This window comes from Roseomonas gilardii subsp. gilardii, from assembly GCF_023078375.1.
Classification (GTDB): domain Bacteria; phylum Pseudomonadota; class Alphaproteobacteria; order Acetobacterales; family Acetobacteraceae; genus Roseomonas; species Roseomonas gilardii.
Map to the genome: position 1 here is coordinate 2,403,947 of NZ_CP095554.1, position 12,934 is coordinate 2,416,880.

General features: G+C 71.7%; 15 protein-coding genes. 3 read left to right on the forward strand and 12 right to left on the reverse strand.

The features are described 5' to 3' along the window. Positions 1-29 precede the first annotated feature (29 nt). The 8 genes from MVG78_RS10815 to MVG78_RS10850 all read right to left on the reverse strand — a co-directional run bounded on the left by MVG78_RS10815 (position 30) and on the right by MVG78_RS10850 (position 6,223). On the reverse strand, positions 30-896 hold the full coding sequence (locus tag MVG78_RS10815; protein WP_247551394.1) for a class I SAM-dependent methyltransferase: 867 nt from the start codon (positions 894-896) through the stop codon (positions 30-32). Further along, positions 893-1,933, reverse strand: coding sequence for a glycosyltransferase family 4 protein (locus tag MVG78_RS10820; protein ID WP_247551396.1), 1,041 nt, complete (start codon positions 1,931-1,933; stop codon positions 893-895). Before MVG78_RS10820 ends, MVG78_RS10815 begins: the two co-directional genes overlap by 4 nt. After that, positions 1,930-2,331 carry a 6-pyruvoyl trahydropterin synthase family protein gene (locus MVG78_RS10825; protein WP_247551398.1) on the reverse strand — a complete coding sequence of 134 codons (402 nt, stop codon included), beginning with the start codon at positions 2,329-2,331 and terminating at the stop codon, positions 1,930-1,932. Before MVG78_RS10825 ends, MVG78_RS10820 begins: the two co-directional genes overlap by 4 nt. Positions 2,332-2,475: 144 nt before the next feature. After that, positions 2,476-3,453: a zinc-dependent alcohol dehydrogenase gene (locus MVG78_RS10830; protein ID WP_247551400.1), complete on the reverse strand. Its 978-nt coding sequence runs from the start codon at positions 3,451-3,453 to the stop codon at positions 2,476-2,478. Next, entirely contained in the window at positions 3,450-4,247 is a 798-nt protein-coding gene (locus tag MVG78_RS10835; protein WP_247551402.1) for a RibD family protein, read from the reverse strand. The genes MVG78_RS10830 and MVG78_RS10835 overlap by 4 nt, the downstream gene beginning before the upstream one ends. Positions 4,248-4,341: 94 nt before the next feature. Continuing rightward, positions 4,342-4,749 (reverse strand): hypothetical protein, encoded by a 408-nt coding sequence (locus tag MVG78_RS10840; protein WP_247551404.1) that lies wholly within the window; start codon positions 4,747-4,749, stop codon positions 4,342-4,344. Next, complete coding sequence (locus MVG78_RS10845) at positions 4,746-5,096, reverse strand: rod-binding protein (protein ID WP_247551406.1); 351 nt, start codon at positions 5,094-5,096, stop codon at positions 4,746-4,748. The genes MVG78_RS10840 and MVG78_RS10845 overlap by 4 nt, the downstream gene beginning before the upstream one ends. Next, the gene (locus MVG78_RS10850) at positions 5,096-6,223 is read right to left on the reverse strand and encodes a flagellar basal body P-ring protein FlgI (RefSeq protein WP_247551408.1); all 1,128 of its coding nucleotides are present in this window, start codon (positions 6,221-6,223) and stop codon (positions 5,096-5,098) included. Before MVG78_RS10850 ends, MVG78_RS10845 begins: the two co-directional genes overlap by 1 nt. 151 nt (positions 6,224-6,374) lie before the next feature. On the opposite strand from MVG78_RS10850, the gene MVG78_RS10855 reads away from it, so the two are divergent. From MVG78_RS10855 to fusA, 3 genes are all read left to right on the forward strand, one after another. Further along, positions 6,375-6,791, forward strand: coding sequence for a flagellar assembly protein FliX (locus tag MVG78_RS10855; protein ID WP_247551410.1), 417 nt, complete (start codon positions 6,375-6,377; stop codon positions 6,789-6,791). Between the two features lie 124 nt (positions 6,792-6,915). After that, positions 6,916-7,332: an RNA polymerase-binding protein DksA gene (gene dksA / locus MVG78_RS10860; protein ID WP_037224686.1), complete on the forward strand. Its 417-nt coding sequence runs from the start codon at positions 6,916-6,918 to the stop codon at positions 7,330-7,332. A 421-nt stretch (positions 7,333-7,753) separates the two neighbouring features. Further along, a complete protein-coding gene (fusA, locus tag MVG78_RS10865) occupies positions 7,754-9,880 on the forward strand; it encodes an elongation factor G (protein ID WP_428480808.1) in 2,127 nt (708 codons plus the stop codon). 280 nt (positions 9,881-10,160) lie between these two features. Here fusA and MVG78_RS21555 read toward each other — a convergent pair whose 3' ends face one another. The 4 genes from MVG78_RS21555 to MVG78_RS10885 form a co-directional block, all read right to left on the reverse strand. Further along, positions 10,161-11,015 carry an energy transducer TonB gene (locus MVG78_RS21555; protein WP_282615010.1) on the reverse strand — a complete coding sequence of 285 codons (855 nt, stop codon included), beginning with the start codon at positions 11,013-11,015 and terminating at the stop codon, positions 10,161-10,163. Positions 11,016-11,019: 4 nt separating this feature from the next. Then, positions 11,020-11,469: an ExbD/TolR family protein gene (locus MVG78_RS10875; protein ID WP_027279823.1), complete on the reverse strand. Its 450-nt coding sequence runs from the start codon at positions 11,467-11,469 to the stop codon at positions 11,020-11,022. Positions 11,470-11,480: 11 nt separating this feature from the next. Further along, positions 11,481-12,206, reverse strand: coding sequence for a MotA/TolQ/ExbB proton channel family protein (locus MVG78_RS10880; RefSeq protein ID WP_027279822.1), 726 nt, complete (start codon positions 12,204-12,206; stop codon positions 11,481-11,483). 79 nt (positions 12,207-12,285) lie between these two features. Further along, on the reverse strand, positions 12,286-12,738 hold the full coding sequence (locus tag MVG78_RS10885; RefSeq protein ID WP_247551413.1) for a Tat pathway signal protein: 453 nt from the start codon (positions 12,736-12,738) through the stop codon (positions 12,286-12,288). Positions 12,739-12,934 lie beyond the last annotated feature (196 nt).

Genomic DNA, 12,934 nt, shown 5'->3' on the forward strand with positions numbered 1-12,934 from the left:
GCGGTCTCCGCGTACGAGGAAGGGTTGGATCAGCCAGCGGCGGGAACCGCCAGCAGATCGCGATGCCCGATCACCGCCCGCAGGCGGTTCTGCTGCCATTGGCGGCTGCGCGCCTCGGTCCAGGCCTCGATGCGGCGCGGCTGGCGCAGATGGGCGCTCGCCGCATCGGCATGGCCCAGCATCAGCTCCAGCAGCAGCTCGCGATGGCGCCGCGGGCCGAGCTCCCAGGTCGATCCCGCCTGCTCCACGGCGAAGCCGCGCGCGGCGAAGGCACGTGCCGCCGCCGCCGTGGCCCCGCCGCCCAGGGCCGGCCCGTCGAAGCCCTTGTCGCGGCGCTGGTCGCGCCGGAAGCCCTGCGCCACCACGCCGTCGAGCGGATGCGGCGGCAGGAAGCGGTCGCGCCCGTCCACGGTCATGGAGGCATAGAAAGGGCATTCGACCACATCGGCCAGATCCTCCATCCAGTCCTCGGACACGAGGTCCAGCAGGGCGGAGCAGACCACCGCATCGGCGCCGCGCTTCGGCAGCCAGTCCGGCGCGTCGGCGAGATCGGCGATCAGCCCCTCCACCCGCCAGGCGCCGCCGGGCGTATGGATCAGCAGGGTCCGCTTGTTCGGGGCGCTCACCGTCAGGCCGATACTGTCCGCGCGGCGGGCGATGGTGTCGAAGGCCTCCTCCACCAGCGCGGCGTCGCCGTCTACCAGCGTCCAGACCTGCGCGCCGCCGATCTGCGGGGCGAGCCAGCGGAACAGGCTGCCGGTTCCGGCGCCGAGATCGACCAGATGCGGCCGCTGCGGCAGCAGGGAGACGAGATGCGCCGCCAGGGCGGGATCGCGCGCCCAGGCATCGGCGGGTTCGCGCAGCGCCAGCCAGGTGGCGTCGAAGCTCTCGCTCACGCCGCGCCCTCCATGAGCGCCGCGAAGGCATCGGCGCGGTCCTCCCAGCGCGGCAGCCGCTGCCCGGCGGCCCAGGAGGCGTCGGCCATCTTCCGGCGCAGCGAGCGGTCGAAGATCACCCGCCGCATCGCCTTCGAGAGGCTGGCGAAGTCGCCCGGCGGCGAGGCGACGCCGGCTCCGGGTGGCATCAGATCGGCCAGCGCGCCGCCCTTGGTGATCGCCAGCGGCAGGCCGCGCGCCATGGCCTCGGCCACCGCCATGCCATAGCCCTCCCAGTGGGAGGCGAGGGTGAAGACATCGCTGCGGGCATAGAGCGCCTCCAGCGCCGCGCCAGTGACGGGGCCGGCGAAGGTGACGCGTTCCTCCAGGCCCAGATCCTTCGACAGAGCGCGCAGCGCGGCGGCGCAGGCGGGATCGGCATCCGGCCCGGCGATGGTCAGGTGCCAATCGAGATCCATCAGCCGCGCCACGGCGCGCAACAGCACGTCATGCCCCTTGCGCGGCACCAGCACGCCGACGGCGAGGAGCTGGCAGGTCTCGCCGCCCGATCCCGGGGCGCGCGGTGCCGGATCGGTGCCCGGCTCCACCACCGCGACGCGGCCGGGCTCCACGCCGAATTCCCGCGGCAGGCTCCCGGCGGTCAGCGGCGAGGTGGCAACGAGGCGCGACAGGCGCGGATAAAGGATCTCCTCCCGCCGCCGCAGCTCCGCGCGGGTGGCCTCGTCATGGCCCGTCTCGATGCAGGTGGGATGGTGGATCAGCCCGATGGCGCCGCGCACCGCCAACTTCTCCACCAGCGGCGCGAAGGCGGGCAGGCCGAGGCTGTCCAGCACGATCCGCTCCTCCGCCACGCAGGAGGAGAGCGCCTCACGCGCCGAGGCTTCCGCCGCCGCATCGGGCACCGGATGCCGGCCGGCGAGTTCCACCACGCGCACCGCATGGCCACGCTCGCGCAGCCCGGCGGTGATGCGGCGGTCATAGCCGTAGCCGCCACTCACCGCATCGAAAGGGGCGGGGACGAGGAAGGCGATGTTCATGCCACCGCGCCCTCATAGGCGGCCCAGGCCAGCGGACTTTCGCGCAGCAGGATCTTCAGCGACTGCACGGCGCGTCCGCTCTCGCCCAGTTTCCCGTCCCGCAGGGCGGCCGACAGCAGCCCGTGGATATGCGCGCAGAGGAATTCCGTGGTGGTGTTCTGCCCGGCCAGTTCCGGCACCTCGTCGAGGTTGCGGTAGTCCAGCCCGTCGAGGACCCGGCGCAGTTCGACCCGCGCGGCGGCGATGTCCACCAGCAGGTTCGCGCCATCCAGGCGCGCGGCGCGGAATTCCGCCTCCACGACGAAGGTCGCGCCATGGACGCGCTGGGCGGGGCCAAATTCCTCGCCGCGAAAGGAATGGGCGATCATGATGTGGTCGGCGACGGTCAGGCTGTACACGCGGAAGGAGCCTCCAGGCGAAGGGTTGGCGCGGCCGCCGGGCAAGGGTGTGGCCGGGTTTGCGGACAGAATTAAGGCGTGGCGCGCCGGCCCGGCAACGCGCGGCAGGAGGGTCGCGGCGCCGGGCGGCTCATAGCGGAAGACTCAATAGATGACGACCGGGCAGAGCGGCGCATCCTGGCCGGGCGCCGGTTCGAGCAGGCGTGGCAAGGCCCGCGGCAGTTCGGCGAAGGGCAGCACCGGGCCACAGAGCGCATCCAGCGCGGGATCGTCCAGCAGCGACAGGGCCAGCGCCAGGCGTTCCGCATGCGTGCGGCGGCCACGCATGGCGGGAGAGACCTGTCCGACCTGGGTGGAGAGGAGGCGCAGGCGGCGCGCGTGGAAGGCTTCGCCGAGCGGCAGGCCGATCTCGGCATCGCCGAACCAGGAGGCCTCCAGGATGCGTGCCTCCGGCGCCGCGCAGCGGAGCGCGAGGCGCAGCCCCTCCGCGCTGGCGCTGGCATGGATGACCAGTTCCCGTTCCGCCGGCGCCTCCTCCGGCATGGCGAAGCGCAGGCCGAGCCCTTCCGCCACCGCGCGCCGCGCGGGGTCACGGTCCAGGATATGGAGTTCGACACCGGGAATGCGCGACAGCAGGAAGGCGGTGAGCAGCCCGACCACGCCGGCACCGATCACCAGGGCGCGCTCGCCCATCAGCGGCGCGGCATCCCAGAGGATATTGAGGGCCGTCTCCATATTCGCGGCCAGCACGGCACGGCGGTCGGGGATGCGGCCGGGCACGGGGATGCACATCGCGGCCGGCGCCACGAAACGGTCCTGGTGCGGATGCAGGCAGAAGACCCGGCGCCCGCGCAGCCGCTCCGGCCCGGACTCCACCACACCAACCGCCGCATAGCCGTATTTCACGGGGAAGGGGAAGGCGCCGCCCATCAGCGGCGCGGCCATGATCCCCCACTGGCTTTCCGGCACGCGCCCGGCGAGCACGAGGCGTTCCGTGCCGCGCGAGATGCCGCTGGCGAGGCTGCGCACCAGCGCTTCCTCCGCGCCCGGTGGCGGCAGGGTCTCGCGGCGCAGCTCGGCCCGGCCGGGCGCGACGCTCCAGAGCGCCGTCGCCTCCGTCACGCCGTGGCTTCCCGGATGGGCGGCGCATCCTGGCAGATGCCGGGCCTGGCCCGGTCCAGGGGGATATCGAAGAGCACATCGTCGCCAAGCGGATGCACCGTCCAGGCGAAGCGCAGACCCTCGGCGATGCGCGCGACCTGCGGCAGCACGAAGGCGGGCCGGCCGGAACCCAGGATGACCGGCGCCACGGTCAGGTGCAGCCGGTCCAGCAGCCCCGCCGCCAGGAAGCGGGACACGGTGACGCCGCCTCCTTCCACGAAGACGCGGTGCAGGCCACGGGCGAAGAGCTCGCACAGCAGGGCGGGCAGGAAGCCGCCGCGCGGCAGGCGCAGGATCTCGGCGCTGCCGTGATGCGTGCCGCCATCGCCTGGCGCGTCCTCGGCGCAGGCCAGCAGGGTGCGCGGCGGACCGGAGAAGACGCGGTAGCCGGTGCCCAGCCGCCGTTCCGTGTCGATCACCACGCGCACGGGGTTCGGGCCATCCACCTCCCGCGTCGTGAGCTGCGGGTTGTCGGCGGCGACCGTGCCCGCGCCGACCACCACGGCATCGAAGAGCGCGCGCAGCCGGTGCGTGTGCAGGATGTCGCCCCGGCCGCCGATCCAGTGGCTGGCGCCGCAGGCGGTGGCGATGCGCCCGTCCAGCGTCTGGGCGAGGCGGCCGAGCACGAGGCAGCGCCCGGCCCCGTCCCTGGCGGGGCGCAGCAGCGGCATGAAGAGGCGCGCGAGCGGATGGTCCGGTGGTGGCCCGCCGGAAGCAGCCCGCATCAGCATGGCCCAGGCGTCGTCATCTCCCATGCCTCCGGCTATGCCGCAGGGCGGAACGGCGCGCCATCCCGGGCGTGGCATTCGCCCCGGCGGCTCGCGCGATTGTTCGGCGCGGCGCCGCCGTTCAGGCGCGGGTGCCGATGCTCAGGAAGGGAACCGGACGCAGCGGCGTGCGGCGGCCGGCGGTGGTGTAGGTGACGGGCTGCGCATGGGGCAGGGCGGCACCGGCGATGGTCTCGATCACCTTGGCCTGCAAGGCGATGGCGCGTTCCAGCAGGCGGCGGTTCTCGTCCGAAAGGTCCTTCAGGCGCAGGGACAGCCGCTCCGTTTCCGCACGCTGGGTGTCGTCGGCGATCCGCGCGCCCGTCCGGTGCACAGCGACATGCGCGGCGGAGAAGGCCTCGGAGGCCCGGATCTTGGCATCCGCGAGCTTCGCGGCGCGCAGCAGGTCGAGCTGCGCCAGGGCCTCGTTCTCCTCGGCCAGGGCCTCGGCGAGGCGGTGGCCGGCGGTGATCAGCGACTGCATCATCATGCGGGGGATTCTCCACCGTCAGGGGTTGAGGAAAGGTTCGCGGCCTCCGTTCCGGTTCCGCCGTCCGCGCCGGCATGCATTCCCTGGGCGCGCAGCATCTCCTGGAACACCGAGGCGGCAAGGCCGATGCCGCCCTGGCGGCTCCAGGCCTCGGCATAGGCATCCACCAGCATCGGCCGCCACTGCCCCTCCGCCGCGCCGCCGCCGAAGCTGCCAGCGCTGACGGTGGCGAAGGCTGGCTGCAACAGCGCGCCCAGGGCCTGGGCCTCGAATTTCCGCGCGGCCTCGCGCATCGCCTCCAGGCGGGGCGGCTGGCCGGAGACGGTGGCGGGCAGGGCGGGGCCCATCAGCGCACCTCCAGCTCGGCCTGCAAGGCGCCCGCCGCCTTGATGGATTGCAGGATGGTGATCATGTCGCGCGGCCCGACGCCCAGGGCGTTCAGCCCGTTCACCAGATCCTGCAGCGTGACGGAGCGCGGCAGGATGCCGAGGCGGCGGCCGTTCTGGTCGTCCACCTCGATGCCCGTGCGCGGCACCACCGTGGTCTGGCCGTTGGAGAGCGGCGCGGGCTGGCTCACCTGCGGCGTCTCGGTGATCCGGATGGTCAGGTTGCCCTGGGCGATGGCGACGGTGGAAATCCGCACATCGGCGCCCATGACGATGGTGCCGGAGGCTTCCTCGATCACCACCTTCGCCGCTTGGTCGGGAACGACACGGAGCTGCTCGATCTCCCCCAGCAGGCCGGCCACGTCCATGCCGCGCGTCATCATCACCACCGTGCGCGGGTCGGTGGCGGTGGCCAGGCCGGGGAAGCGCGCGTTGATCGCCCCGGCGATGCGGCGCGCCGTGGTCATGTCCGGGTTCCGCAGGCCAAGGCGGACGCGGTCATGCCCGGCGAGCTCGAAGGGAATCTCCCGCTCCACCACCGCGCCGCTGGCGATGCGTCCGGCGGTGGGCACGCCCCGCTGCACCGAGGCGGCCTGGCCCCGGGCGCCGATCGCCCCGGTGGCGAGCGCGCCCTGGGAGACCGCATAGACCTCCCCATCCGCGCCCAGCAGCGGCGTGACGAGCAGCGTGCCGCCGGTGAGGTTGGAAGCGTCGCCCAGGGCGGAGACCGCGACGTCGATGCGCGAGCCGGGCCGGGCGAAGGCGGGCAGGTTCGCCGTGACCATCACCGCGGCGACGTTCTTGGTGTCGAGCTGCTTCTCGTTGTCGCGGGTGTTGACGCCCAGGCGTTCCAGCATGCCGACCAGGGACTGGCGGGTGAAGACGGCGGAGCGGAGCTTGTCGCCCGTGCCGGGCAGGCCGACCACCAGCCCGTAGCCGACGAGCTGGTTGTCCCGCACCCCCTCCACATCGGCGATGTCCTTGATCCGCACCTGGGCGAGGGCCGGTGCGGCCAGGGCAGGCAGGACGGCGAGGGCGAAGCCCAGCAGCAGCGCGGGCAGCGCCTTGGTGAATCCGCATCCGGCCATGTTTGCCGTTCGGAAACCGGTTCGGGGGAGGATAGGGCGCATCACGCCACGGCACAGCGCAACCGCCGTGCCAGGCATGGGCCGGGGCCCAGGCGGCAGAAGCTGCCGCCAACCCGGCCAAACGCGCCCCCGGCGGCAAAAGGAGCCCAGAATGATCCAGCGCATCACCGAGACCCGGCCCGGCCTCGCCCCCGGCGGCCCGCGCCGCGCCACCGGGCGGGGTACGGCCTTCCGGCTGGGGGAAGGCGACGAGGCCCATGCCGCCGCCGCGGACGGCGCCCTGCCGGTCCTCGCCCCGGGGCTGCTGGCGATCCAGGAGGACGGGGAGCGGGACGGGGATCGCGACCGGCGGGCGGCCCGCCGGGGGGCAGCGATGCTGGAGGAACTGGTGGGCTTCCAGGCGGACCTGCTGCGGGGCCGGGCCGACCCCGAACGGCTGCGGCGGCTGGCCGGCCTGTCGGAAGGCGAGATGCCGTCGGACCCCCGCCTCGCGGAGGCCCTGGCGGCCATTTCTTTGCGCGCGAAGGTGGAGTTGGCCCGCCTGGAAGTTCGCCGGCGTGGCGTTTGAGCACCCTGTCTCTGAAACATCTCAACTGCCCTCTTGGCTTGGCAGCCATGCGCCTTGTATGAGGCTCACGGTTTTGTGGACCGGGAATGCCGCCGGTGCTCACGAAGACTGAGGGATGTGCGTAATGCTGGTGACCCTACCGCCGGATTATCGTCCGACCGAATCCGAGCCTTTCATGAACCCTCAGCAGCTGCAGTATTTCCGGCAGAAGCTGCTGCGCTGGCGTCAGGACCTGTTGCGGGAGGCCGGAGAGACCCTGAGTTCCATGGGGCAGGGGGGCATCATCGAGGCTGACCTGACCGACCGCGCCAGTGTCGAGACCGACCGGGCCCTGGAACTGCGGACCCGGGACCGCGCCCGCAAGCTGATCAGCAAGATCGACATGGCGTTGGAGCGGATCGAGAACGGCACCTACGGCTATTGCGAGGAGACCGGTGAGCCGATCGGCCTGAAGCGCCTGGAGGCCCGCCCGATCGCCACCCTCTCCATCGAGGCCCAGGAGCGCCACGAGCGCATGGAGCGCGTCCACCGCGACGACTGAGCCGGCGGCTCCTCCGCCCAAGGGCCGAATCGGTGCCCCGGGGCCGTCCCGTCCCCCTTCTCCGCCGGGGGAACGGGCACGGCACCCCGGGCGTGCCCTGTCCCGTCTCCGACGCGCTCCGGTTCCCCGGCGCTTCCAGGTCACATCCCTCCCTGGAAGGACCGGGCCGCCGGGCGCGCGCCGGTCTCCGCGGAGCCGCGCGGGCCGTGTTTCCACCCTGGGAATGCCACCGGAGAGGCCGAGGATGCTTGCAATTCCGGCTCCGACAGCGCAAATGTGCCAGCGCGATAGCGGGGGTCCGGCATCCCCCGGGTTCATCCCCGGGTTTACCCTCTGGGGTCACCCCGAGGCGGACCAGAACCCTTGAGTGAGAACCAGTCTGGCGGGCGAGGCGGCGAGGAGCCGCCCCGGTCCCGCCGCAATGCTTACCCGCGCGGCAGGCGCCGCGAGCTTTTGGAGGCCCACCGTGGCGCGTACCCCGCTCGACAAGATCCGGAACATCGGGATCACGGCGCATATCGACGCCGGCAAGACCACCACGACCGAGCGCATCCTCTACTACACCGGCAAGTCCCATAGGATCGGTGAGGTGCACGACGGCAACACCACGACCGACTACATGGAGCAGGAGCGGGAGCGTGGCATCACGATCACCTCCGCCGCCGTGACGGCCGTGTGGCATGACTACCGCATCAACGTCATCGACACCCCGGGCCACATCGACTTCAACATCGAGGTGAACCGCTCGCTGCGCGTGCTCGACGGTGCGGTGTTCATCATTGAGGGCGTGGCCGGCGTGCAGCCGCAGTCCGAGACCAACTGGCGCCTGGCCGACCGCTACAACGTCCCGCGCATCATCTTCATCAACAAGCTGGACCGCACGGGCGCCGACTTCTACCGCGCCGCGGACACGCTGACCGAGAAGCTGGGCATCAACTGGGTCGCCCTGCAGCTGCCGATCGGCATCGAGGAGAACCTCAAGGGCGTCATCGACCTGGTCGAGATGAAGGCCCTGGTCTGGGAAGGCGACGAGCTGGGCGCCAAGTACCACGAGGCCCCGATCCCCGACGACCTGAAGGAGAAGGCGGAGGAGTACCGCCAGAAGCTGCTCGACACCGTGCTCGGCATGGATGACGCGGCCATGGAGCAGTACTTCGAGAAGGGCGACGTGGATGTCGCGACCCTGAAGAAGTGCATCAAGAAGGGCACGATCTCCGGCGAGTTCCGCCCGGTCTTCTGCGGCTCGGCCTTCAAGAACAAGGGCGTGCAGCCGCTGCTGGACGGCGTGGTGGACTACCTGCCGAGCCCGGTGGACATCGAGGGCATCAAGGTCGCCCCCGAGGAGGGCGAGGACGAGGACGCCGAGCGCCGCATCATCCCGGCGACCGAGGACGGCCCCTTCGCCGGCCTGGCGTTCAAGATCATCAACGACAAGTACGGCAACCTGACCTTCGTCCGCGTCTATCGCGGCGTGCTGCGCTCCGGTGACCAGGTCCTGAACACGACCAAGGGCAACAAGGAGCGCGTCGGCCGCATGTTCCAGATGCATGCCGACAAGCGCGAGGAGATCAAGGAGGTCTTCGCCGGCGACATCGCGGCCTTCGTGGGGCTGAAGGACACCGGCACGGGTGACACCCTGGCCTCCTCCGACGACCCGGTGGTGCTGGAGCGCATGGCCTTCCCGGTGCCGGTGATCGACATCTCGGTCGAGCCGAAGACCAAGGAGGGCATCGAGAAGATGACCCTTGGCCTGCAGAAGCTCGCGGGCGAGGACCCCTCGCTGCGCCTGAAGACCGACCAGGAGACCGGCCAGACCATCCTCTCCGGGATGGGCGAGCTGCACCTGGAGATCATCATCGACCGCCTCCGCCGCGAATACGGCGTGGACGCCAATATCGGCGCCCCGCAGGTCGCGTACCGCGAGACGATCACCAAGGCGCATACCGAGACCTATACCCACAAAAAGCAGTCGGGTGGCTCGGGGCAGTTCGCCGAGGTGAAGATCATGTTCGAGCCGCTGGAGCGGAACCAGGGCATCGAGTTCGTGAACGCCGTGGTCGGCGGCACGGTGCCGAAGGAGTACATCCCGGCGGTCGACAAGGGCATCAAGGTCCAGGCCGAGACCGGTGTGCTCGCCGGCTTCCCGACGGTGGACTTCAAGTTCACCCTGCTGGACGGCAAGTACCACGACGTCGACTCGTCCGCCCTGGCCTTCGAGATCGCCGGCAAGGCCTGCTTCCGCGAAGGCATGAAGAAGGCTGGCCCGGTGATCCTGGAGCCGATCATGGACGTGGAGGTCACCACTCCGCAGGACCATGTCGGTGACGTGGTGGGCGACCTGAACCGCCGCCGTGGCGTGATCCAGTCGCAGGACATGGCCGGCACCTCGGTCATCGTCCGGGCGCATGTCCCGCTGAAGGAGATGTTCGGCTACATCTCCAACCTGCGTGGCATGACCAAGGGCCGCGCCTCCTTCTCGATGCAGTTCCACCACTATGATCCGGTGCCGCGCAACGTGGCCGACGAGATCATGAAGGCCAGCGCCTGATCTTCAGGCGTCCCTTCCGGCCCCGCCTGGCGGGGCCGGAGAAGGTCCGAAAGACGAGAAAACCCCGTGCCATTCCCGGCACGGGGTTTTTTCATGCCCGCATGGCCCATCCTGGCGACGGTGTTGGCGTCGCTTCCCGGCGTGATCCGGCCGACAGCAGGAACCAGCAAACCGGGTTCAGGGCGCGCCGAGTCCTGGCGGAGTGGGGGTTCCGGGGGCGAGGCGGAGCCTTGCCCCCGGAGGATAGCGGAACCCGGGAAGAGCGGCGCGCTGGCCGCGTTCAGCGCCGCGCGACGTTGAAGTTGATCGGCACCGCGGCGCTGAAGGTGTCGTCGCTGAACTCCTCCGGCACCGGAGGGAGCGAAGCGCGCTGCAAGGTCTCCACGGCCGCCTCGTCGAGGAGCTCGCTGCCGCTGCTGCGGGACACCCGGGCCGAGACCAGCGTGCCGTCCCGGCGCATGGTGAAGGCCACGACCACGACGCCCTGGATGCCGCGCATCTCGGCCTCGCGCGGGTAGCGCTTGGCGCGGTTGATCGCGGCCGAAAGCCGGCTGGTCCAGTTCGGCGGCGGTCCGGCGGCGGCCATGCGCGGGCGTGACGGGGCGGCGGGCGCGGCGGTGGCGGCCGGGGGCGTGTACTCGCGGGCCGGCGGTGCCTCGGTGACGGCCGGACGCGGCGGAGCGGGCCTCGGCGGGGCGGGGCGGGGCGGTGTCGGGCGCGGCGGCACCGGGCGGGGCGGCGGGGGCGGCGCGGGGGGCGGCGGCTCCGGCAGGGGCTCCAGCGCCGGCTCCGGATCGGGCGGTGGCGCTTCTGCGACCTGCACCGGCTCCGGCTTCACCGGCTCGATCTCGGGGGGCGGCTCGGCCGTCTGCACGGGCGGTGGCGGTTCGGCCACGTCCGGCGGGGGCGGCTCCACGGCTTTGACGGTCTCGGCGGGCGGCGGGGGCGCGGCGGCCTCCGTGACTTCCGCCGGGCTGTCCGGCGTTTCCTCCGGGGCCATCACCGCCAGTTCGACCGGCATCTCCACCTCGGCGGCCGGGGGCGGGGGTTCAGGGATCAGGAACAGCGGCACAGCCACCGCCGCATGCAGCACCAGGGAAGTCCCCCAGCCGAGGACCTGCGCGCGCGTTGCCATGGGATCAGCGCGCCTGGACGGGGGGCGTGCCCGGCTCCGCCTCGGCGATCAGCGAGACGCGGGAAATGCCGGCGGCGGTGATGCGGCCCATGACCCGCAGGACCACGCCATAGGGGGTGTCGCGGTCGCCGCGCACATAGACGGGGGTGTCCGGATCGTCCCCCTGGGCTTCCTTGATGCGGGCGCCGACCTCGGCCTCCGGCACCTCGTCCTGCTTGATGAAGGTGCGGCCCTCGCGGTTCACCGTCAGCACCACGGGCGGCTTGGGCGCGGCGACGCGGGCGGCGGAGGTCTTGGGCAGGTTCACGGGAACGCCCACCACCATCATCGGGGCGGCCACCATGAAGATGATCAGCAGCACGAGCATCACGTCCACCAGGGGCGTGACATTCATCTCGGCGAGCGGGCGTGCGTCGTCCTCGTCACCGCCGAGATCGGGTCCGGCAAAGGCCATGGTGGAATGCCTTACTCCGCCGCGGCGCGCAGGCGGGTGTTGGTGCGGCGCGACAGGTTGGCGGCCAGATCCCCGGCGGCGGCGGCGCCTTCCTGGCGGATGCGGGCGATGGCCACGTTGAAGCGGTTATAGGCCATGACCGCCGGGATGGCGGCGAAGAGGCCGATCGCCGTGGCGAAGAGCGCCTCGGCGATACCCGGCGCCACGACGGCCAGCGAGGTGTCGTTGCTGGCGGCGATGCCCTGGAAGCTGTTCATGATGCCCCAGACTGTGCCGAACAGGCCGACGAAGGGGGCGACGGAACCGGTCGTGGCCAGGATCGGCAGGCCCGGCTCGGCACGGCGCAGCGCCTTGGTCAGCATCCCGCGCATGGACCGTTCCATGCGGTCGCGGAACTCGGCGCGGCTCTCATCCTCCTCGCGCCCTTCGCGCCATTCACGCAGCCCGGCCTGCAGGGTCTCGCCCGCCAGCCCGTCCTGCTGCACCGGGGCGCCGGTCGGCAACCCGTCATGCACGATGCGCGCGAAGTTGCGGACCTGGCGGCGCAGGCGGCCCAGGGTGATGGTCTTCTCGACCATGATCGCCCAGCAGGCGATCGAGGCCAGGATCAGCAGCAGCATCACCGCCTTCACCACGATATCGGCCTGCAGGAAGAGGCCCAGCATGGTGAGGTCGTGGGGCGGGGGCACCGGCACGGCGGGGAGGGCGGTGGCGGGAAGGGCGGCGTCCGGATTCATGGGGGTCAGACCCTCGGGCTCGGGGTTTCGTTGGCCAAGGCCCTGGCGAAGGGCGCTTCGCCGAAGGCAGTCGTCTGCATCACTTGTCGAAGCTCACGCCCTGCACGCGCGATGAGGTCGCGATCCGCGGCAGGCAGGCGCTGCGCCCTTCCGGCTCCGGGCCACAGGCGAGGAGGTCGTTCAGCAGCACGCCGGTGATGCCGTCGCAGGGCAGGCCGGACAGGTCGAAGATCCGGGCCAGCGTCTTGTTGGCGGGCAGGGGACCGACATCCAGCGCCAGGCGCCGCGCGATCACCCCGTCCTTGCCGAAGAGGATCAGATCCAGCCGCAACGGGTCCAGGGCGGTGTCGCCTGGGTTGCGCATCAGCAGCCAGGCGCGGCAGCCGGCCGGCTGCAGGTCCGGCTTCGGCTCCAGCCGGTTCAGCTCCAGGCTGATGGGCCTGGGGGTATCCTGCTGCGCCGCGGCCGGCAGGGCCAGGGCGGTAGCGGCGGTCAGGGAGAGGGCGGCGGTGAGAAGGCGGGACGCAGCCACCCTCACGCCGCTTCCGCGCCGCGGCGCAGCAGGAAAGGCGGAGAGGCTTTTCGCGTTGGCGCGGCCGGACCGGAGGAGGCTGTTCCGGATGGGGGGCTGCGGCATGCGGATCTCCGGTGAAAGACGGCGCACAAGGGCGCGGCACCACGGCCCCGGCGCCGGGGAAGCCCGGTCGGACAGGGAAGATGGCACCGCA